General features: G+C 72.9%; 16 protein-coding genes. 10 read left to right on the plus strand and 6 right to left on the minus strand.

What is annotated here, in order from left to right:
• The first annotated feature begins 68 nt into the window (after positions 1-68).
• From ABZ865_RS06715 to ABZ865_RS06725, 3 genes are all read left to right on the plus strand, one after another.
• On the plus strand, positions 69-2,462 hold the full coding sequence (locus tag ABZ865_RS06715; protein ID WP_361227179.1) for a glycosyltransferase: 2,394 nt from the start codon (positions 69-71) through the stop codon (positions 2,460-2,462).
• A gap of 187 nt (positions 2,463-2,649) precedes the next feature.
• A complete protein-coding gene (locus tag ABZ865_RS06720) occupies positions 2,650-3,051 on the plus strand; it encodes a hypothetical protein (RefSeq protein ID WP_361224963.1) in 402 nt (133 codons plus the stop codon).
• A 137-nt stretch (positions 3,052-3,188) separates the two neighbouring features.
• Positions 3,189-4,157, plus strand: coding sequence for a glycosyltransferase family A protein (locus tag ABZ865_RS06725; protein WP_361224966.1), 969 nt, complete (start codon positions 3,189-3,191; stop codon positions 4,155-4,157).
• A 21-nt stretch (positions 4,158-4,178) separates the two neighbouring features.
• On the opposite strand, the gene ABZ865_RS06730 is transcribed toward ABZ865_RS06725, so the two are convergent.
• Positions 4,179-6,107, minus strand: coding sequence for an ABC transporter ATP-binding protein (locus tag ABZ865_RS06730; RefSeq protein ID WP_361227182.1), 1,929 nt, complete (start codon positions 6,105-6,107; stop codon positions 4,179-4,181).
• Between the two features lie 303 nt (positions 6,108-6,410).
• Between ABZ865_RS06730 and ABZ865_RS06735 the strand changes: the two genes are divergently transcribed.
• From ABZ865_RS06735 to ABZ865_RS06755, 5 genes are all read left to right on the plus strand, one after another.
• Positions 6,411-7,328 carry a lysylphosphatidylglycerol synthase transmembrane domain-containing protein gene (locus ABZ865_RS06735; RefSeq protein WP_361227185.1) on the plus strand — a complete coding sequence of 306 codons (918 nt, stop codon included), beginning with the start codon at positions 6,411-6,413 and terminating at the stop codon, positions 7,326-7,328.
• A 45-nt stretch (positions 7,329-7,373) separates the two neighbouring features.
• Positions 7,374-8,138, plus strand: coding sequence for a crotonase/enoyl-CoA hydratase family protein (locus ABZ865_RS06740; protein WP_361224969.1), 765 nt, complete (start codon positions 7,374-7,376; stop codon positions 8,136-8,138).
• Between the two features lie 311 nt (positions 8,139-8,449).
• Positions 8,450-9,544 (plus strand): mechanosensitive ion channel family protein, encoded by a 1,095-nt coding sequence (locus ABZ865_RS06745; RefSeq protein ID WP_361224972.1) that lies wholly within the window; start codon positions 8,450-8,452, stop codon positions 9,542-9,544.
• A gap of 46 nt (positions 9,545-9,590) precedes the next feature.
• Positions 9,591-10,055: a DUF4186 domain-containing protein gene (locus ABZ865_RS06750; protein ID WP_361224975.1), complete on the plus strand. Its 465-nt coding sequence runs from the start codon at positions 9,591-9,593 to the stop codon at positions 10,053-10,055.
• Positions 10,056-10,169: 114 nt separating this feature from the next.
• Positions 10,170-12,389 carry an NADP-dependent isocitrate dehydrogenase gene (locus ABZ865_RS06755; protein WP_361224978.1) on the plus strand — a complete coding sequence of 740 codons (2,220 nt, stop codon included), beginning with the start codon at positions 10,170-10,172 and terminating at the stop codon, positions 12,387-12,389.
• A gap of 102 nt (positions 12,390-12,491) precedes the next feature.
• On the opposite strand, the gene ABZ865_RS06760 is transcribed toward ABZ865_RS06755, so the two are convergent.
• Positions 12,492-12,833, minus strand: a complete 342-nt coding sequence (locus tag ABZ865_RS06760) for a DUF5713 family protein (RefSeq protein ID WP_361224980.1) — start codon at positions 12,831-12,833, stop codon at positions 12,492-12,494.
• 80 nt (positions 12,834-12,913) lie between these two features.
• On the opposite strand from ABZ865_RS06760, the gene ABZ865_RS06765 reads away from it, so the two are divergent.
• Positions 12,914-13,714 carry an N-formylglutamate amidohydrolase gene (locus ABZ865_RS06765; protein WP_361224983.1) on the plus strand — a complete coding sequence of 267 codons (801 nt, stop codon included), beginning with the start codon at positions 12,914-12,916 and terminating at the stop codon, positions 13,712-13,714.
• Between the two features lie 56 nt (positions 13,715-13,770).
• On the opposite strand, the gene ABZ865_RS06770 is transcribed toward ABZ865_RS06765, so the two are convergent.
• The 3 genes from ABZ865_RS06770 to ABZ865_RS06780 form a co-directional block, all read right to left on the minus strand.
• Entirely contained in the window at positions 13,771-14,190 is a 420-nt protein-coding gene (locus ABZ865_RS06770; RefSeq protein WP_361227188.1) for a hypothetical protein, read from the minus strand.
• 182 nt (positions 14,191-14,372) lie between these two features.
• Positions 14,373-15,011, minus strand: a complete 639-nt coding sequence (locus ABZ865_RS06775; protein ID WP_361224986.1) for a sigma-70 family RNA polymerase sigma factor — start codon at positions 15,009-15,011, stop codon at positions 14,373-14,375.
• Entirely contained in the window at positions 15,008-16,432 is a 1,425-nt protein-coding gene (locus ABZ865_RS06780; RefSeq protein ID WP_361224989.1) for a S8/S53 family peptidase, read from the minus strand. Before ABZ865_RS06780 ends, ABZ865_RS06775 begins: the two co-directional genes overlap by 4 nt.
• Positions 16,433-16,588: 156 nt before the next feature.
• On the opposite strand from ABZ865_RS06780, the gene ABZ865_RS06785 reads away from it, so the two are divergent.
• Entirely contained in the window at positions 16,589-19,201 is a 2,613-nt protein-coding gene (locus ABZ865_RS06785) for a CHAT domain-containing protein (protein WP_361224992.1), read from the plus strand.
• A gap of 31 nt (positions 19,202-19,232) precedes the next feature.
• Here ABZ865_RS06785 and ABZ865_RS06790 read toward each other — a convergent pair whose 3' ends face one another.
• The gene (locus ABZ865_RS06790) at positions 19,233-21,017 is read right to left on the minus strand and encodes a LuxR C-terminal-related transcriptional regulator (protein WP_361224995.1); all 1,785 of its coding nucleotides are present in this window, start codon (positions 21,015-21,017) and stop codon (positions 19,233-19,235) included.
• Positions 21,018-21,232: the final 215 nt, after the last annotated feature.

Genomic DNA, 21,232 nt, shown 5'->3' on the forward strand with positions numbered 1-21,232 from the left:
AATGTTCTGACTACCGGTCCACCGGAAAACGCCTCTTCCCGGTGAATCGCCATACTGTCCCAATGCGGATGCAGCAGAAGATTCCCGCCTTGATCCATCAAACCTGGAAAGACTCCGACGTACCTCCGGAATGGGACGCGTGGGCCGACTCCTGGCGTCGGCGCCATCCCGGCTGGGGGTACCGCTTGTGGACCGACGCGGACAATCGCGCATTCCTTCAGGAGCACTATCCGTGGTTCCTGCCCGTCTACGACGGCTATCCAGAAGCGATCATGCGGGCCGACGCGATTCGCTATTTCCTGCTCGACCATTTCGGCGGGCTCTACGTCGACCTGGACTTCGAGTGCCTCAGCCCCGTCGACGACATCCTTGACGGGCGCGAAATCGTCCTCGGCTGCGAACCGGAGGCGCACACACGGCTGTTGCTCGCCCGCCGGAGCGGACTCGGCCGCATCGTCGGCAACGCGTTCATCGCGTCACGGCCGGGCCACCCCTTCTGGGCACACGTGCACCGGCAGTTGGTGGGCTCCCACAAGTCGTCCAGTGCGCTGGACGCCACAGGCCCTTTCTTCCTCACCAGAGCGGTCGAAAGCGTCCCGGATCCCGCCTCGATCACGGTCCTCGGTCCGGAGGTCCTCTACCCCGAGGTGAGCCCGTACGCCGCAGAACTGTTCGGCCCTCAGAAGGCCGACTACGAACGCGCCTACGCCGTGCACCACTGGTCCGGCAGCTGGGTGGCGGACACCCCCGCGGGCCCACGGCCCTCCGTCGGCAAACGGTTCCCGTTCTGGACGAGCCAGGAGATGCACCCCCTCGCCGACGGCATGCTCAGCCTTGACGCGCAGCGCCGCCGCTGGGCCTCGGGCGCGCCCGCGCCGACGGTGTCATGCCTGATGGTGACCAAGGATCGCTCGTCGACAGCCCGTCGCGCGATCAGGTGCTTCCGCGCGCAGACCTACCCGAACCTGGAACTGGTCGTCGTCGAGGACGGCACGGACGACGCACTCGAACGGCACGTCCGCGAGCTGGGCGACCCGCGAATCCGCCACCATCGACTCCCCCCGGAGCGGCGGCCGTTGGGCGAGCTGCGCAATGAGGCGGTGGACCGGGCGACCGGGCCCTACGTATGCCAGTGGGACGACGACGACCTGTACGACCCGGAGCGGGTCGAGACACAGATGGCGGCGATTCTCGCACTGGGAGCCGACGCCTGCTTCCTCGCCCGTGAACGGCTGTGGTGGCCCGCTCGGCGCAAGCTCGCGATCTCCTGCGCGCGCGTCTGGGAGGGGTCGATGGTGTGCGCCAAGGATCGGCTGCCGCGCTATCCGGCACTGCGTCGGGGTGAGGACACGCCGGTGGCGGAAGGGGTGGTCCGCGGCTGCCGGGTAGTGTCGGTCGACGCGCCCGAGCTGTACACCTATGTGTGTCACGGCAGCAATACGTTCGACGAGTCCCACTTCGCCGAGCACTTCGACGTGGCGACCGAGATCTGGGCCGAACCCGGCGCCTACGTCGAGCGATTGCAGGCCATGGCGACCCGGCTGCCGATCGAGCCGAAGGACATCGCCCACGCCGAGACGGGTCCCGCCGCCGTGGCCCGCACCCAAGGACCGCAAACTGCCGTGGAGCCGGCCCCGGGCCCGGCGAGCGAGCGGCCACGGGTGCTGGTGCTCACCCCCGTCAAGGACGCGGCCGCGTTCCTGCCCCGCTATCTGGAGAACCTTCGCGCCCTGGACTACCCGCGCGAGGCGATCTCCCTGGGTCTGCTGGAGGGCGACAGCAGGGACACGACGCGGGAACTGCTCCAACAGGTCCTCCCCGGCCTCGAGGCGGAGTACCGGCGGGTCACCCTGGCGCACCGCGACTTCGGCCTTCAGATGGAGGGCCCCCGCTGGGAGACGGGCGTGCAGCGCCGACGCCGGTCGGTGCTGGCCAGGGCCCGCAACCATCTGCTCTCCCGGGCCCTTGCCGACGAGGAGTGGGTGCTGTGGCTGGACGTCGACGTCACCGACTGTCCGGCCGACCTGATCCAGCGCCTCCTCGGAGCGCGCAAGGACATCGTCGTCCCGCACTGTGCCACCGCCGCGGGCGGACCCACGTACGACCTCAACACGTTCGTGCTTCACCGCAGGGCCGGCACGCTCAACTGGTCCCGATGGCTGCGCGACGGCATCCTGCAGCCCCCCAGAGGGTTCGGCCGGACCTACCTCGACGAGCTGCGCGGACAGGGGCTGGTCCGCGTCGACTCCGTGGGTGGCACGGCGCTGCTGGTCCGGGCCGACCTCCACCGTGACGGCCTGACCTTCCCGTGCTTCCCGTACCAGCAGCTCATCGAGACCGAGGGCCTGGCCGCGATGGCCCGGGACATGGGCACCGCCTGCTGGGCCCTGCCCGACCTCGAAGTGCTGCATCCGCACCACGTCCCGGACCCGGCCGGCGTCGGGGCCGTGTCTCCGTCCTGACCTCCCGGCCGGTGCACCCCCCTTGGCCGACTCGGGCCGGCGCTGACGCGTCGCCCGTCGAATCCAACACTTGGAGTAATCGTTTTGACGCGGAAAGTAAGCAAATCTTACGGTGGCGACACTGCCCGGTCGCGGAACGTACCGGCCTTGCAGGGCAGCTCCCTACCCTCGACAGAGAGGCACCACCGTGAAAGCCCGTGTCATATCCTCGCTCGCCCTCCCCGCCGCACTGGCAACCGCCGGACTGCTGAACGGCGCGGAGACGGCCTACGCCGCAGCCCTCGCCTCGGACTCGCTCGCCACGTCGGCGACACACGCCGACCAGGCGACAGGCGATCTCGCCGTCATCTCCGGGTCCGAGCACCCCTGCACGCCCATCGGCAACATAACCATCACCGACTACGTGCACTGCTGCACGCCCATCGGCAACATAACCATCACCGACTACGTGCACTGCTGCACGCCCATCGGCAACATGACCATCACCGACTACCACCACTGCTGCACACCCGTCGCCAACCTCACGTTCTGCGACTACGGACACCACGGGCACCAGTACCCCTTCGACATCTACCCCTTCGAGGGCTAGGAGCGGCGACCGCGCTCCACCACGAGCGGGTGATCCGGCGGGTCCACTGCGACACGGCCCTCCAACAGGGCCCGAGGGGGGCTGCCGGCACCCCGCTACGCGGAATCCTGACCACCCCCTAAAGCGAAAGACGGCGCATGCCCCAGAGCTCCGATCCCGTGGTTTCGGTGGTCATCCCGTGCCACGACTACGCCCGCTATCTGCCCGATGCGGTGTCCAGCGTCCTTGCCCAGACGTTCGAGGACTGGGAACTGGTCGTCGTCGACGACGGCAGCACCGACGACACCGCCGAGGTGACCGAGGGCCTGATCGCCCAGCACCCCGACCGGCGCATCAGATTGCTCCGACAGGCCAATGCCGGGGTCTCCGCCGCGCGCAACACCGGAATCGCGGCCGCCGCCGGCCGCTACATCCTTCCCCTGGACGCCGACGACATGATCGCGCCCACGATGCTGGAGAAGACCGTCGCGGTGCTCGACAGCGAACCCGAGGTCGCCATCGCCTCCACCGACGTGTTCACCTTCACCGACGACGATCTGCCCCCACAGGTGATGCCGCTCCCCGCCTACAGCAGAAAACTGCTGCTCCAGCGGCTGATCATGTTCTACTGCTCGCTGTACCGCCGTGAGGCGTGGCAGACCGTGGGCGGGTACGACGAGAACATGCGCGCCGGAGAGGACTGGGACTTCTGGATCGGCTGTGCCGAGCACGGCTTCGACGCGTACCACATCCACGAGCCGCTGTTCGGGGCGCGCAACAAGGACACCGGACTGCACCTGGAAGCCGCCGAGAACGACCTGGCCATCCGGGCCCGGATCGTCGCCAACCACCCGGAGCTGTTCAAGCCGATCACCCGCGGCTGGGCACACGCCGTGCTGAGCCAGGACGCGGAGGCCTGCCTGCGGGACGAGAACGTGCCCGACGACATCCTCACCCGGGCCACCGAGATGGACCAGTTCCTCGGCGCGGTCATGGCCCTGCAGAGGACCACGCGGGTGCAGTACTACCACATCCGGCGCCTGGAGAAGGCGCTGGCCGCCCACGGCGCAACCGCCACCCCGCCCAGCCGGGGAAGGGAAGAGACGCCGACGGCATCCGCCGTGTGACGCGGGCGCGGGGAAGCGGCCCTAGGCCGATGTCACCTCGGCCGGTTCCGGCATCCCGGTCACAGCCGTCGGCGTCGGCGCCTCGGTGTGTCCGTCGCGCTCGGCGAACTGCGTGCGGTGCAGTTCCGCGTACCGGCCGCCCACGGCGAGGAGTTCCTCGTGCGTGCCCCGCTCCACGATCCGGCCCGCCTCCACGACCAGGATCTGGTCGGCGGCCCGGACGGTGGACAGCCGGTGGGCGATCACCACGGCGGTACGGCCCTCCAGGGCCTCGGCGAGTGCTTCCTGGACAGCCGCCTCCGAGGTGTTGTCCAGGTGGGCGGTGGCCTCGTCGAGGATGACCACGCGCTGGCGGGCCAGCAGCAGCCGGGCGATGGTCATGCGCTGGCGTTCGCCGCCGGACAGCCGGTAGCCGCGTTCACCGACCACCGTGTCCAGGCCGTCGGGAAGGGAGCGCACGACCTCGGCGAGGCGGGCGCGGCCGAGCGCGTCCCACAGATCCTCGTCCGTGGCCCCCGGCCGGGCCAGCAGCAGGTTGGCGCGGACGGTGTCGTGGAAGAGGTGGCCGTCCTGGGTGACCATGCCCAGAGTGGCCCGCAGCGACGTCGCGGTGAGGTCGCGCACGTCGACGCCGCCGATGCGGACGGCGCCGGCGTCGACGTCGTACAGGCGCGGCAGCAGCTGCGCGATGGTGGACTTGCCGGCGCCCGAGGAGCCGACGAGGGCCACGGTCTGGCCGGGTTCGGCGCGGAAGGAGATGCCGTGCAGCACCTCGGCGCCGCCGCGGGTGTCGAGGGAGGCGACCTCCTCCAGGGAGGCCAGGGAGACCTGGTCGGCCGAGGGGTAGGAGAAGGTGACGTCCTCGAACTCGACCGCGACCGGGCCCTCGGGCACGTCGGCGGCGTCCGGCTTCTCCTCGATGAGCGGCTTCAGGTCGAGCACCTCGAAGACCCGCTCGAAGCTGACCAGCGCGCTCATCACCTCCACACGGGCCCCGGCGAGCGAGGTCAGCGGGGCGTAGAGCCGGGTCAGCAGCAGGGCGAGGGAGACGACCGAACCCGCCTCCAGGGTGCCGTGCAGCGCGAACCAGCCGCCGAGGCCGTAGACGAGGGCCAGGGCGAGCGCGGAGACCAGGGTGAGGGAGGTGATGAACACCGACTGGGCCGTCGCCGTGCGCACCCCGATGTCACGGACGCGGGCGGCGCGGGCCGCGAACTCGGCCGACTCCTCCTCGGGGCGGCCGAACAGCTTGACCAGGGTGGCACCGGGCGCGGAGAACCGTTCCGTCATCCTGGTGCCCATGGCCGCGTTCAGCGCCGCCGCCTCCCGCTGCATCCGGGCCATCCGGCTGCCCATGCGGCGGGCGGGCACCACGAACACCGGCAGCAGCACCAGCGCGAGCAGGGTGATCTGCCAGGACAGGGTGAGCATCACGGCGAGGGTGAGCAGCAGCGTCACCACGTTGGTGACCACGCCGGACAGGGTGTTGGCGAAGGCCCGCTGGGCGCCGATCACGTCGTTGTTGAGCCGGCTGACCAGCGCGCCCGTACGGGTACGGGTGAAGAACGCGACGGGCATGCGCTGCACATGATCGAACACAGCCGTTCTCAGGTCGAGGATCAGCCCCTCCCCGAGCGTCGCCGACAGGCGCCGTCCGAGGATGCCGAGCCCCGCCTCGACGAGGGCGACCAGCGCGATGAGCAGGGAGAGCCGGACGACCGTCCCGGAGTCGTGACCCGCCACGATCGCGTCGACGACGCGGCCGGCGAGTACGGGGGTGGCGACGGCGAGCAGTGCGGTCACCACCCCGAGCAGGACGAACCGGACGATGCCGGCGCGGTGCGGACGGGCGAAGGCGGCGATGCGGCGCAGCGTGGCGCGGGCGAAGGGACGGCGTTCCTGCTGTGCGGTCATCACGCTGTGCAGCTGCGTCCAGGCGGTGGTCTCCATGCTCATGGAGAGAACGTAGGACCTCAAGCGTCGTTGAGGTCAACGTCCTCGCCATTTCACCCCGGCCGGCACCTCCGTCCCCCCAGGGCTCCCATGATCCTTCCCTCCCGCGCTCATCCGCTGCCCGTCCGTAAGCCGCCGTCCGCGCCCGCGCCATCCGTTGTTGACGTGGCATGGAAAACCTCTCCGGATGTGACAGCGGTACGACTCCCCGACCTCCCCGGCCGCCGCGACGTCCCCGGCCTCGCCGGCCTCCGTGAGGGACGCCTCGCCGGCCTCGGCCGGCTCGCCCGGCGCGTCCCCGTGCGGCAGATCCTGTGCCTGCTTCCCGTCCTGCTCGTCGCGATCGTCGCGGTCCGGCACCGGTCCGTGCTCGTCGAGGGCTTCGGCCAGCTGCGGACCGCCGAGTGGCCCTGGCTGCTGGCGGCGGGCGGCGCCACCTGCCTGACCTGGGTCGCCGCGTCCTTCTCCCGGCAGGGCGCCGTCATCCAGCCGCTGCCCCGGTGGCGGTTGCTGGCCACGCAGTTCGCGGCGGGCTCGGCCAACCACCTGCTGCCGACGGGGCTCGGCGCGGGCGCGGTCAACCTGCGGTTCATGAGCGTGTGCGGGGTGCCGCTGGCCCGCTCCTCCGCCGCGCTCGCGCTGTACCTGCTCGCCGAGTCGGTCGGCCGGGTGGGCCTGCTGGCCGCGCTGCTGCTCGCCTTCCCCGACGCGCTGCGGCTCGGCACGCTGCTGCCCGACGCGGACGTCGGACCGGTGCTGTCCGCCGGAGGCGCGGTCCTCGCGGCGGCGGTGGCCGCGCTGGCCCTCGTACGACGCCTGCGCACGCCCGTGCTCCGCTTCCTGCGCACCGCCCTCGGCGAGGCCCGCTCGGTGCACACGCGTCCGGCGCGGGCGCTGGCGCTGTGGGGCGGCTCGTTCGCCTTCCCCGCGCTGCAGGCCGCCGGTCTGGTGGCGGTGGGGCGAGCCCTGGGGCTGCCGGTGCCGCCGGCGCACATGGCGCTGGCGTACCTGGCCGCGACGGTGGCGGTGGCGCTCGTGCCCACGCCGGGCGGGATCGGCTCCGTCGAGGCGGCGCTGATCGTGGCCCTGGTGGCGGCGGGCGGCCCGGTGGCGGTGGCCACGGCGGTGGTGCTCGCCTACCGCATCATCACGGTCTGGGTGCCGCTGGTGCCGGGGGCGTTGACGCTGGGGGCGCTGGTGCGGCTGAAGGTCATCTGAGGCAGAGTGGCGGTCCGAGCCGCCGCCCGAGAAGGAGCATCCGCCGTGCCGGTCCGCGTGGAGCACAAGGAGCACGTCACCACGGTCGTCCTGTCCCGCCCCGAGGTCCGCAACGCGGTGGACGGCCCCACGGCCGCCGAACTCGCCGCCGCCTTCCGGGACTTCGAGGCCGACGACAACGCCCGTGTGGCGGTGCTGTGGGGCGAGGGCGGCACGTTCTGCGCGGGCGCCGACCTCAAGGCGATCGGCACCGAGCGCGGCAACCGGGTCGCCGAGGAGGGCGACGGGCCGATGGGGCCGACCCGGATGCGGCTGTCCAAGCCGGTGATCGCGGCCGTCGCCGGCCACGCCGTGGCGGGCGGCCTCGAACTGGCCCTGTGGTGCGATCTCCGGGTCGCCGAGGAGGACGCCGTCTTCGGGGTGTTCTGCCGCCGCTGGGGCGTCCCGCTGATCGACGGCGGTACGGTACGACTGCCCCGCATCGTCGGCGCCGGCCGGGCCATGGACATGATCCTCACCGGCCGCCCGGTCCCGGCCCGCGAGGCCTACGACATCGGCCTCGCCAACCGCCTCGTCCCCACCGGCCACGCCCGCGCCGAGGCCGAGGATCTGGCAGCGGCCATCGCCCGCTTCCCCCAGACCTGCCTGCGCGGCGACCGGGCGTCGGCGCTGGAGCAGGACGGGCTGGAGGAGGAGACGGCCATGCGCGGCGAACTCCACCACGGCATGGCCGCGTTGGCCGAGGCCCAGCAGGGCGCGGCCCGCTTCACCGGGGGCGCGGGACGGCACGGGTCGTTCGCGGACCTGTGAGAGACCTGCGGCCGGTGTCCGGCTGACCATGACCGGCACGATCGACGGGACAGGATGGAGAGGCCCACCACCGCCGCCTACGGCAGCGACCGCGACCAGGCCGAACTCGCGGAGGGGATCGTCTGACAAGGCACCTGTGACGCCGGTCCCGGTGCGAACTAGTGTGCCGGGTAAGGCAGGATGAGCGGTCGCGTCGACTGCCGACCATCCGGCGGCGACGCGTTCGCACATTCCGGACATCGAGCAGGTGACAACGTGACGAGACTTCACAACAGGCTCCGTGCAGCCGCCTTGTGTCCTGGAGGTGACCGGTGAACCGCGCGCTGACCCTGGACGACCTCGTCCTCGCCGGCATCGCCCTGGCCGCGGGACTGGTGCTGGCCTTCCTGTCCCGCACGCTGCTGCGCTGGCTGGCCAAGCACGCCAAGCGGACCAAGTGGAGCGGTGACGACGTCATCGTGGACGCACTGCGCTCCGTCGTCCCGTGGGCCGCGATCGCGGGCGGCGCCTCGGCGGCCGCGGCCGTGCTGCCGCTGACCCGGACCGTCCAGCACCACGTCAACCAGTTCCTCCAGGTGTGGCTGATCCTCGTGGTGACGCTGTCCGCGGCCCGGGTGGTCGCCGGCCTGGTCCGTACGGTCACCCAGTCCCGCTCGGGCGTGGCGGGTTCGGCCACCATCTTCGTCAACATCACCCGTGTGCTGGTCCTGGCGATCGGCTTCCTGGTGGTGCTGCAGACGCTCGGCATCTCCATAGCGCCGCTGCTCACCGCCCTGGGCGTCGGCGGTCTCGCCGTCGCGCTGGCGCTCCAGGACACCCTCGCCAACCTGTTCGCGGGTATCCACATCCTCGCCTCCAAGACCGTGCAGCCGGGCGACTACATCCGGCTCAGCAGCGGCGAGGAGGGCTATGTCGTGGACATCAACTGGCGTCAGACGACGGTTCGCCAGCTGTCCAACAACCTGGTGGTCGTCCCCAACGGGCAGCTCGCCAAGACCAACATGACCAACTTCACCCGGCCCGAGCAGCAGCTGACCGTGCTGGTGCAGGTGGGCGTGGGCTACGACTCCGACCTGGACCACGTCGAGCGGGTGACGACCGAGGTGATCGCCGAGGTGATGACCGAGGTCACCGGTGCCGTGCCGGACCACGAGCCCGCCATCCGCTTCCACACCTTCGGCGACTCGCGCATCGGCTTCACGGTGATCCTCGGCGTCGGCGAGTTCAGCGACCAGTACCGGATCAAGCACGAGTTCATCAAGCGCCTGCACCGCCGCTACCGCGAGGAGGGCATTCGCATCCCGGCCCCGACCCGCAGCGTCTCGCTCCAGCAGGGGGCGGTGGTGATCCCGCAGCAGCGCAGCGGGGAGGACGTGGCCTCGGAGTCGGCGTTCACGGACCAGTGACGCCGCGGGGAGGAGCCGGGGCCGGCGGGGCTACGCTCGAAGGGTCATGGCTTCTCCCCCGAACCCTCAGGACCCCTCGAACCCCCAGGGCCCCTCGTTTCCCGGGGCCGGCCCCGGCCCCGGCCCCGCGCCCGCGCCCCGCACGCTCGACGCCCGGCTGGACGCGATCGGGCGGCAGCCGTTCCGGGCGAAGTTCCACCTGCGGGGGCGGGACCGGGCGACCGCCGAACTGAAGGGGCCGGCCACGATCCGGTGGCACGCGTACGACCTGATCGCCCGGCGGCTGGCCCCTGCCGAGCCCTACAAGGACGGCAAGCAGACCCCGTACCGGGGCCACCCGGTCTTCGTCGCCCAGCACGCGACCGCCACCTGCTGCCGCGGCTGTCTGCAGCGCTGGCACGGGATCCCCCAGGGCCGGGAGCTGAGCCGCGCCGAACATGTGTACGTGGTGGATGTGATCTGCCGGTGGATCGAACGCGAGATCACGGGCGCCCCCGGCCACCTCCCCTGATCAGGCGGTCAGGGCGACGCGGCGCGTTTTCGACTCCGGACCCCTGTCGAGCCTTCCTCGATCACGAGATATCTTGATGTCGAGCAATGTTGCAGACGTGGAGCGGAGCACCCGGTGACTGACTCGACCATCATCTACACCTACACAGACGAGGCCCCGGCCCTCGCGACGCATTCGTTCCTGCCGGTGGTCCAGGCGTACGCCGGGCAGGCCGGTGTCGCCGTGGAGACCCGCGACATCTCGCTGGCCGGACGCATCATCGCCCACTTCCCGGAGTACCTGACCGAGGACCAGCGCGTCCCGGACGCGCTGGCCGAGCTGGGCGCCCTGGCCAAGACGCCCGAGGCCAACATCGTCAAGCTGCCGAACATCTCGGCGTCCATCCCGCAGCTGCGGGCCGCCGTCGCCGAGCTGCAGGCCAAGGGCTACGCGCTGCCGGACTACCCGGACGACCCGAAGACCGACGAGGAGCGCGAGATCCGCGCCCGCTACGACAAGGTCAAGGGCTCCGCCGTCAACCCGGTCCTGCGTGAGGGCAACTCCGACCGCCGCGCCCCCGCCTCGGTGAAGAACTACGCCAAGACCCACCCGCACCGCATGGGCGCCTGGACCCCCGAGTCCAAGACCAACGTGGCGACCATGGGCGCCGACGACTTCCGCTCCACCGAGAAGTCCGCGGTGATCTCCGAGGACGGCTCGCTGCGCATCGAGCTGAAGGGCGACGACGGCTCCACCACGGTGCTGCGCGAGTCCGTACCGGTCCTGGCGGGCGAGGTCGTCGACGCCTCGGTCATGCGGGTCGCCGCGCTGCGCGAGTTCCTGACCGCCCAGATCGCCCGCGCCAAGGAGGAGGGCGTCCTCTTCTCGGTGCACCTGAAGGCCACGATGATGAAGGTCTCCGACCCGATCATCTTCGGTCACGTGGTGCGCGCGTTCTTCCCGAAGACGTTCGCGAAGTACGGCGAGACCTTCGCCGCGGCGGGTCTCACCCCGAACGACGGTCTGGGCGGCATCTTCAAGGGCCTGGAGTCCCTGCCGAACGGCGACGAGATCAAGGCCTCCTTCGACGCCGAGCTGGCCGAGGGCCCGGCCCTCGCGATGGTGGACTCCGACAAGGGCATCACCAACCTGCACGTCCCGTCCGACGTCATCGTCGACGCCTCCATGCCGGCGATGATCCGCACCTCCGGCCACATGTGGGGCCCCGACGGCCAGGAGGCCGACACCCTGGCCGTCCTGCCGGACGCGAGCTACTCGGGCGTCTACCAGGCCGTGATCGAGGACTGCCGGGCCCACGGCGCCTTCGACCCGTCGACCATGGGCTCCGTCCCGAACGTCGGCCTGATGGCGCAGAAGGCCGAGGAGTACGGCTCCCACGACAAGACCTTCGAGATCCCGGTCACCGGCACCGTGCGCCTGGTCGACCAGGCCGGCAACGTCGTCCTGGAGCAGACCGTCTCCGCCGGCGACATCTTCCGCGCCTGCCAGACCAAGGACGCCCCGATCCGCGACTGGGTCAAGCTGGCCGTCACCCGCGCCCGCGCCACCGGCGACCCGGCCGTGTTCTGGCTGGACGAGGACCGCGCCCACGACGCGCAGCTCATCGCGAAGGTCAAGCAGTACCTGCCGGAGCACGACACCGAGGGCCTGGACATCAGGATCCTGCCCCCGGTCGAGGCCACCAAGCTGTCCATCGAGCGCATCCGCCGCGGCGAGAACACCATCTCCGTCACCGGCAACGTGCTGCGTGACTACCTGACCGACCTCTTCCCGATCCTGGAGCTGGGCACCAGCGCCAAGATGCTGTCGGTCGTCCCGCTGATGGCGGGCGGCGGCCTGTTCGAGACGGGCGCCGGCGGCTCCGCGCCGAAGCACGTCCAGCAGTTGGTCAAGGAGAACTACCTGCGCTGGGACTCGCTCGGCGAGTTCTTCGCCCTCGTCCCGGCCTTCGAGCAGTACGCCGACTTCACCGGCAACGCCCGCGCCAAGGTCCTCGCCGACACCCTCGACCGCGCCACGGCGACCTTCCTCAACGAGGACAAGTCCCCGACCCGTCGCGTCGGCGGCATCGACAACCGCGGCAGCCACTTCTACCTGTCCCTGTACTGGGCGCAGGAGCTGGCCCGGCAGACCGACGACGCCGACCTGGCGAAGGCGTTCGCGCCGCTCGCCGAGACCCTCGCGGCGAACGAGCAGAAGATCGTCGACGAGCTGCTCGCCGTCCAGGGCTCCCCGGCCGACATCGGCGGCTACTACAAGCCCGAGAAGGCCAAGGCGGACGCGGTCATGCGCCCGTCGGCCACCTGGAACGAGGCCCTGGCTTCCCTGAGCTGACGCCCGCGGCGCCTGAGCCGCAGCTGTGAGTGAACCTCCGCCCCGGTTGGTACCCCCGGCCGGGGCGGAGGCATGTCCGGCGTCGGTGAACCGTGCGAGCGCTCACCACTCACGGGGGGCAATCAGATCCTCCGCGTCCGCGTCCCCGAAGCCGTAGGCCTGCGCGACGAACCAGAAGTCGCCGCCTATCTCCTCGCGGGCCACGGTCTCGATCTCGCTCCCGGCCGCCTCGAACTCTGCCTCCAGCGCGTTGAACTCCTCGGTGGCGGCGTGCGTCAGCCGGTAGAGCGCGGCCAGGCCGGCGGGTCGCTCCGCCTCGATGCGCTCGCACAAGGCGAGCAGGATCGCCCGGCCCTTGTCCACGACATGGTCCGGGAAGTACCCGTCCTCGTACAGCCCCTCCAGAAAGGGGTGCCCGGCCACCCGGGGATTGCTGATCGGCATGCTCCCGCCCGCCCTCGCTCCGTGCTGGTGTGACACCTTGATCCTGCACCACACCACTGACCACGCCCTGGGAGCAGCACATGACCGAACCCGCCCCCTCGTTCGCCCTTCTGCCCGGTTCCGCCGAGTCGCCCGTGCTGCTGCACGTGCCGCACTCCGCGCGCGCGATACCCGACGAGGTGCGCAGGGGGATCCTGCTGGACGACGGGGCGCTCGAGCGGGAGCTCGACCACATCACCGACGCGCACACCGCGGAGATCGCCGAGCGGGCGGCCGAGCTGGCCGGGGCGACCCCCTGGCGGTTCGTGAACCGGATGTCGCGGCTGGTGGTGGACCCGGAGCGGTTCCCGGACGAGCGGGAGGAGATGCTCGCGGTGGGGATGGGGGCCGTGTACACGCGCACCACGCACCGGGGTGAGCTGCGGCCCGCCGGCACCGACCCCGAGCCGCTGGTCGAGCAGTACTTCCGGCCGTACGCGCGGGCGATGACCGAGGCGGTGGCGGGGCGGCTCGCGGCGACCGGCCGGGCCGTCGTCATCGATGTGCACTCGTATCCGACCGAGCCGCTGCCGTACGAGCTGCACGGCGCGGGTCCGCGTCCCCCCGTCTGCCTCGGCACGGACGCCTTCCACACCCCGCCGGAGCTGCTGGACATGGCGCGGGCGGCGTTCGCGGGGTGCGGGGAGACGGGGCTGGACAGCCCGTTCAGCGGGACGTACGTACCGCTGGACTACTACGGGCGGGAGCCGCGGGTGAGCGCGCTGATGGTGGAGATCCGGCGGGACACCTACATGACCGAGCCCGGCGGTCCCGCCGGGCCGGGGCTGGAGCGGCTCGCCGCCGCCCTGGCCGCGCTCGTGGACGCCGTCCAGGCGCGCTGACCTGAAGCGGACAGGCCCCGGCCCGGCGCCGTACGGCCACGCGCCCTACGGCCGTGTCAGGCGCGCAGCCACTCGGTGACGATCACCTCGCCGCCGGTGCGCAGCCTGAGGGCGAACGGGCCGGCGGGCGGTGCGTCGCTGGTGAAGCGGCCGAGGGTGTCGACCTCGACCGGCCGGGCCGTACGCGGGCCGGCGAGGACCTCGATGCGCGCCGACTGCGGCGGCAGCACCTGGCCGATCAGACCCTCGCCGGTGACCTCGACGTCGAGGGTCAGATCCCCGGCCCGGAAGGTCAGCATCCGCGGGGCCTCGGGCATGCCCCTGACCGGCAGCGCGTCCACCAGCGAGTCGAAGGCCAGCTCGGCGACCCGGGCGTCGAGGTCGTGCAACGCGTAGGCGTCCAGGGCGAGTTGGATCAGCCCCTCGGGGACGGGGTCCAGCACGGCCGCCGCCCGGCGCAGCTCCTCCTCCAGCAGGTCGCCGTCGAACCCGGCGGCGTCGAAGCCCTCCTCGGGGACGTCCGGGCCTGGCGGGTCGCCGTCACGGAAACCGTCCCCGCCCAGGCGGCCCTCGCCGAACTCGCCGGACTGGCCGAGCTCGTGGAACTCGCCGAAGTCGCCGGACTCGCCGCCGGGGAACTCCTTGTCGTCCATGCCCCTCACACCGCCCCTCGGGCGTCCAGCCGGGCCCGCAGCCGGCGCAGACAGCGCTGGCGCAGGGGCCCGATGCTGCCGACCGCGATGCCGAGGGCGGCCGACACCTCCAGATAGCTGGGCGGTGGCGAGGCCATCAGCACGCGCAGCAACTGCCTGCACCGCTCGCCGAGTTCCTCGAACTCCTGCCACAGCCGGCGGATCCGCTCGGCCCGGTCCGCCTCCTCCTCGGAGTCGATCAGCGACTGTTCCGGCGTACGCTCCTCGCTGGCCCGGTCGAGCACCTGCGGGTCGTCCGTCAGGGTCAGCCGCGCCAGCCCTTTGAGCACCTTCAGGCACTCGTGCCGGGCCGTACTGGCCAGCCAGGAACCGGCCTTGTCGGGTTCCCGGATCCGGCCGAGGTGCTGGGCGAAGCGGAACCACACCGTCTGGTAGACCTCGTGCCCGTCGGCGTCCGAGAGCCGGTGCGCGCGCACGACCGACCAGACCAGCGGGCTCAGCCCCTCCACCAGCGCCTTCCAGGCCGCGCCGTCGCCGTCGACGGCCGACCTGACCAGCGCGCCGACCTCTGTTCGGTCCACGGCTCCACCCCTCGTGTACGGCACGTCATCGTACGCCGCGGAGTGGAGCGTTCCGGCCCTCATGCGGGCGGCTCCGGGATCATGACCGGAACCGGGCGCCAGGTGGGCGGACGGAGCGCCGGAGCCTGCGCCCCGCGCACATCGGCGGTCTCCGTGAGGGAGGCGAGCAGTTGTGCGCGGGCCGCGCGCGGGTCGCGCTCCTTGTGCGCCGTCATGTGGGCGGCGACGAGGGCGGCTACGACCGGGGTGGCGAAGGAGGTGCCGCTCCACTGCGCGAGCCCGTCGAACATCACCTGGTCGGGCTTGGCGCCGGTGCTCTCGCTCGCCTCGCTCAACACGCCGATGTGGCGCGGGGACCGGCAGGTGCAGGCGTAGTCGAAGCCGAACCGGCAGGCGTCGTAGGTGGAGTGCTGGTAGACGTACGGGACCGGGGTGGCGAAGCCGGTGAGGGCGCTGGTGAGGCGCTCGCCGGGGGCGTAGACCCGCACCCAGGAGCCGTGGTTGCTGAAGCAGGCGCCGGACTCGCCGTCCCCGCGCAGCGCGCCGACGGACAGCACGCTGTCCTCGTACTCGGGAAGGGACGCGTAGGCGGCCGGCCAGAACGGTGTGTCGGCGGCGTTGTTGCCGGCGGCCGCGACCAGCAGGGTGCGCTGGTCGCGCAGTTCGCGCATGAACGCGTCGAGTCCGATGAGGCCTTCGGTGCCGCCGGTGGGCGTGCCCGCGGAGAGGCTGATGATGTCGGGCCAGCCGCCCTCGTCGACGGCCTCGAACAGCTTGGCCCCGAACTCGGACTCCAGGACGGCTCCGGCGTCGCTGAGCGTGCCGCGCACGGTGATGTCGGTGTTGGGCGCGACGGCGGCTAGGACTCCGGCGATGAACGTGCCGTGGCCGACGTACTGCCGGAGCACCCCGTCGGCATCGGTCTCGCTCGTCTGCGGGTCACCGGTGGTGTGGGCGAGGAGCGGGTAGGAAGCGTGGTCGTGCACGAGGCCGGTGTCGACGACGAGGACGCCGACGGCGGTGTCCGGGTCGTACGGGCCCTCGTCCGGCGCGGGGTTGGGCGGTCCGCTGCGGGGCGCGGGGACCGGCTCGTCGCCGGGGCAGGCGTTGACCGCGATGTGCACCACGTGGTTGCGGCTGACCAGCCGGCGGCCCTGGCGGCCCTCGGCCTCGCGCAGGGCGCGCAGGGCGTGCGGGACGACGTCCTCGCCCTGGTCGGGACGGGCGACCTGGATCCGGGTGACGCCGGTGCGGTTGGTCTGCGGGGCCGCGCGGCGCACATGGTCGGGCACCAGGCCCTGGGTGTCGGTGAAGTGGCGGCGCACGGCGTCCTCGACCAGACGGGCCTCCTCGCCGTCGCGGGCGAGGACGACCCCCTTCTCGTAGAGGAACTCTTCGGTGTCGTCCGGTCCCATCGCCAGGGGGATGCCGGGCATGGAGCGCTGGATGTGGTCGAACTGCTCACGGAATCGCTGTGGTGCCATGGTGTCCTCCCCCTGAGCCGGTGTCCGACAGTCAGAGTCGCCGGACGTCCGATTGATACAGCCGGCGGGCGCGCCGGTACAGGGGAACGGAGTCGCCGGCACTGGTACGAAGGGACCACGGAGAACCCGTGTGACGGGTTTGCCCAGGCCACTACCATGCGAGGAGTGACAGCGGGAAGCGAGCCGGTACTCGAACTGCTGCCGATGGTCTTCGCCGACCCGGGCGAGGCCCGGGCACGCGCGGAACGGATCCTGCACGCCGCTCCGCCGCCGCTGCACGCCAGCGTCGCCCACCAGGTACTCGGCATCTGGCAGCGGGACTTCGGCGACCTGAAGATCGCGCTGCGGCATCTGCGCCGCGCCCGGGACCTCGCCGCGCGGGCCGAGTCGGCCGAGCGGGAGGCGGACGTGCTCGCCACGCTGGGGGTCGCACTGGTGCACGCGGGGCGCACGCGGCAGGGGCTCGCGTCGTTCGAGCAGGGGGTCGTGCGGGGCAGCGGGCACACCAGGGCGCGGGTGTTGTTCCGGCGGGCCTACGTGTGGTGGGTGCTGGGGCATCACCGGGAGGCGCTGGAGGACGTGCGGCGGGCCCTGCCCGTGCTGCGCCAGGCCGGGGACGACATCTGGACCGCGCGGGCGCTGACCCTGCGGGCCACCGTGCATCTGGCGCTGGGCGCGGTGGACCGGGCCGACGCGGACTTCACGGCGGCCGAGCGGCTGTGGGACACCACGGGCCAGGAGCACGACAAGGCGGACGCGGTGGAGAGCCGGGGCCTGGCCGCGTTCCGCTCCGGGGACATCCCGGTGGCGCTCCGGCTGCTGGACGAGGCGGAGGAGCGGTACGCCAAGCTCGGCACACCCACGTTCATGCTGTCCATCCGGCGCTGCGAGGTGCTGATGGCGGCGGGGCTCGCCCCGGAGGCGCTCGCCGAGGCGGACACGGCGATCGCCCTGCTGGACCGGATGGGCGGGCAGTCCACGCGCAAGGCCGAGCTGCTGCTCGCCGCCGCGCGGGCGGCCCGTTCGGCCGGCGATCCGCGCACCGCCATCGCCCGCGCCGCCGACGCCGTACGGCTGTTCGCGGGGCAGCGCCGGAACTGGTGGGAGACGCATGCCCGGCTGGTGCTGACCGAGGCGCGCGCGGCGGCCGGGCGCGGGTCGGGCAGGCTGGTCGCGGACGCGGCGGCGGTGGCGGAGCAGTTGGCGTCCTTCGGCTCGCCCGCCGCCCCCGAGGCCTCGCTGCTGGCCGGACGGATCGCGCTCGCGCTGGGCCGGCCTGCGGACGCGGAACGGCACCTGGCAGCGGCCGCGCGCAGCCGGCACGGCGGTCCCCCGCCGGCCCGTATGACCGGCTGGGCCGCGCAGGCGCTGCGGGCGCGGGCGGCGGGCTCCGCGCGCGGGGTGCTGGAGGCGTGCCGGCGCGGCCTGGACGTGCTGGACGACCACCGGATGACCCTCGGCGCCTCCGAGCTGCGGGCCCGCGCCACCGCGCAGGGCGCCGAACTGGCCGCGCTGGCGCAGGAGGCGAGCCTCGCCCAGGGCAGCCCGCGGCGGCTGCTGGAGTGGAGCGAGCGCTGGCGGGCCACCGTACTGTCCGCGCCGCCCGCCCGGCCGCCCGCCGACCCGGCCCTGCTCGGGGGCCTCACCGCCTACCGGGAGATCGCCGCGCGCGCCGAGGAGGCGCGCAGGGAGGGGCGCCCGGTCCCCGCCCTGGAGCGTGAACAACGGCGCCTGGAGCGGGAGATCCGCTCCCGCACCCACCACATGCGCGGGGACGCGCCGGGGTCCGGCGACCGCTTCGACACCGGCCGGCTGCTGGACCGGCTGGGCGGGACCCGGCTGGTCGAACTCGCGGTGGTGGACGGGCGGGTGCACGTCCTGCTGTGCGGGCGGGGCCGGGTACGGCGGTTCGCGGGCGGGTCGCTCGCGGAGGCGGTGGCCGAGGCCGAACACGTACAGGCGGGGCTACGGCGACTCGCCCACCCGGGTGGCGAGGCGCGGCTGCCGTTGGTGGCCGCGGCGGGCCGGCGCCTGCAGGAGCTGCTGCTGGCCGACGCCGTACCGCACCTCGGGTCCGGGCCGGTGGTGATCGTGCCGCCGGGCGCGCTGCACCGGGTGCCGTGGGCGCTACTGCCGGCACTGCGGGAGCGGGTGCTGAGCGTGTCGCCGTCGGCGGGCAGCTGGCTGCGCGCCCGGGAGACCGAGCCGCCGCCCGGCGGCCGGCACGTCCTGGTGCGCGGCCCGGGCCTCGCCACGGGCGGCGCCGAGGTACCCGAACTGGCCGGCCGCGACGGCACGGCCACCGTCCTGGAGGGCGAGGCCGCGCAGGTCCCGCGCGTGCTGGAGCACCTCGACGGCGCGGCCCTGGCCCATCTCGCGGCGCACGGCACCTTCCGCGCGGACAGCCCCCTGTTCTCCGCCCTGCGGATGGCCGACGGCCCGCTGATCGTCCACGACTTCGAACGCCTCACCCGCAGCCCCTACCGCATCATCCTCTCCAGCTGTGACACCGCCCGCCTGGCCTCGGTCGGCGCCGACGAACTCCTGGGCCTCGTCACCGCGTTGCTCCCCCTGGGCACAGCCGGAGTGGTCGCGAGCAGCGCCCCCGTGAACGACGCGGCGGTGGTCCCCCTCATGCTCGCCCTGCACAAGGGCCTGGAAGCGGGCCTCTCCCTCGCCGAGTCGCTGCGCGACGCCCGCGCCGCCCAGCCCGCCGACCCGGTCCATCAGGCGACGGGGTGGGCGTTCGCGGCGTTCGGGGCGGCGTGAGCGCGGGTGCACGGCCGCGGCGTGCGCGAGGTCACGCCGGCTCGGCCTCCGGCACGTCCGTCAGCCACGGCAAGGCTCCCCGGTCACTCGCCCCCAGCCGGGTGTACGCGCTGTACAGATGGTTCCCGACCGTCCGGACGGACAGCGTCAGCCGTTCGGCGATCTGCCGGTTGCTCAGGCCCGCCGCCGCGAGGGTGACGATCTGCCGTTGCCGCGCGGTGAGTTCACCGAGGACGAGTCCGGAGAGCGCCGGAGTGCGCGCCCCTTGGCAGCGGCGGGCCAGCGCGACCGCGCGGGTACGGGAGAGCCGGGCGGCCCGCGGTTCCCGGTGGGCGCGCACGGCCTGCGCGCACGCCTCCGCCGCGAACAGCGCGAAGCCCCGCTCCTCCAGCTCCTGCGCCACCCGGTCGAGACCCTGCCCGTCGCCCCGGGCGAGCGCCTCGGCGTGCCGGGCCAGCACCCCGCCGGCCGGCAGCCGCCGGGCGACCCGTTCGGGAGCACCGAGGCGTACGGCGTCGTAGAGCGCGAACGCCTCGTCCCCGGCGATCGCGGCCAGGGCGCCGTCGATGTCCCCCCGGGCCGCCGCGGCCCACAGGCCGTCTTCGGCGGCGGCACCCAACTGGCCCTGAGATTGAGCGAGTTCACTGCGGCAGGCCGCATCCCCCGGTTCCTGGCGCAGCCCCTCCCGGGCCCAGGCCGCGGCCTCCCGCAGCTCTCCGCGCAGCCGGGCGTACCGGGCGCGTACGGCGGCGTACCGAGCGGGCACCGGCAGTTCCTCGGCCAGCAGCCAGTCCCCCACCGGCGTCGGTACGGCCGTCACGCAGTGCCGCTCCAGCCGCCGTACGAACAGGGCGCGTTCGGCCTCCAGGGCGGGCCCCAGCCGGTCCGGCGCGGGTGCCAGTCGGCGGGCCCGCAGCCGGCCGGCGGTGGCGCGCAGGGCCGGGCCGTGCAGGGGGTGGGCGAGCGTGACACCGCCGCGCTCGTCGACGTGGATCAGGCCGTGCGCCTCCAGGTCCTCCAGGACGCCCAGGTCGAGGTCGTCCAGCGGGAGCGGCAGGGGCTCGGCGAAGGCGAGGCGGTCCAGGGTCTCGCGTTCACCGGGTCCGGACCGGTCCAGGACGGCCGCCAGGCGCTCCCGTACGGTCGCGGTGACGGGGACCGGGCCACGCCACGCCCATGCGTCGCCGTCGGGGACGCGGGTCAGCCGGCCGGACGCGCGCAGTGCGCCCAGCAGATCGCGCAGCAGCCGCAGATCGCCCCGGCACAGCCGGTGCAGCCGGTCGGCAGTGAGCGGTTCCAGGCCGGCCGTGGCGAGGAGCTGGGCGGTGTCCTCCCGGGGCAGCGGCTCCAGGGACAGCCGGGGCAGCAGTTCGCCCGTCCACAGCCGGGTCACGGCGCCCGGCGCCGGGGCGCCGTCGGTGGCCGCCACGACCAGGCGGGTGCGTCCGTGCACGGCGAGCTGGTGGACGAGCGCGGCGGAGGCCTCGTCGAGGAGATGGGCGTCGTCGACGACGAGGAGGCGCACACCGGACAGGAGCTGGACCGCGCGGTGCAGCGAGACGGTGTCGGGCAGCAGGTGCGCGAAGGCGGCGAAGGGCAGCCCGCGGGTCTCGGGCGTCCCGGTCACCCGGGCCCGGTCCGTGCCCCGGACCGCCTCGCCGATCAGCCTGGTCTTGCCGCAGCCGGCGGGCCCGGTCACCACGATGCCGTGCCGCCGGGCGGCCAACGAGCTCCGGACCAGCTCGAGTTCGTCCTCGCGGCCGGTGAAGGGCCAGGGCAGTTCCAGCGTCTTGGCGTCCTGATCGTAAGTCGTCACGTCAACAGGAGCACGGTTACTCAGTTCTGATACAGGGCGACTTGAGTAGCCCCCGACTCAGGCGTCCGGTCCCGGGGAGCGGCAGTCTGACAGTCCGAGCCAGAGTCCGGCACCGGGGGAAGCGGTCTGGGCGGACGTCGCCTTCGGGGGAGGGAGACGTCCGCCCCGACCCGAACCGTCGCGGGCGGTGTCAGTGCCGGCCGGTAGGTTCGGGG

Source organism: Streptomyces sp. NPDC047085, assembly GCF_040643735.1.
In the GTDB taxonomy this organism is placed as follows: domain Bacteria; phylum Actinomycetota; class Actinomycetes; order Streptomycetales; family Streptomycetaceae; genus Streptomyces.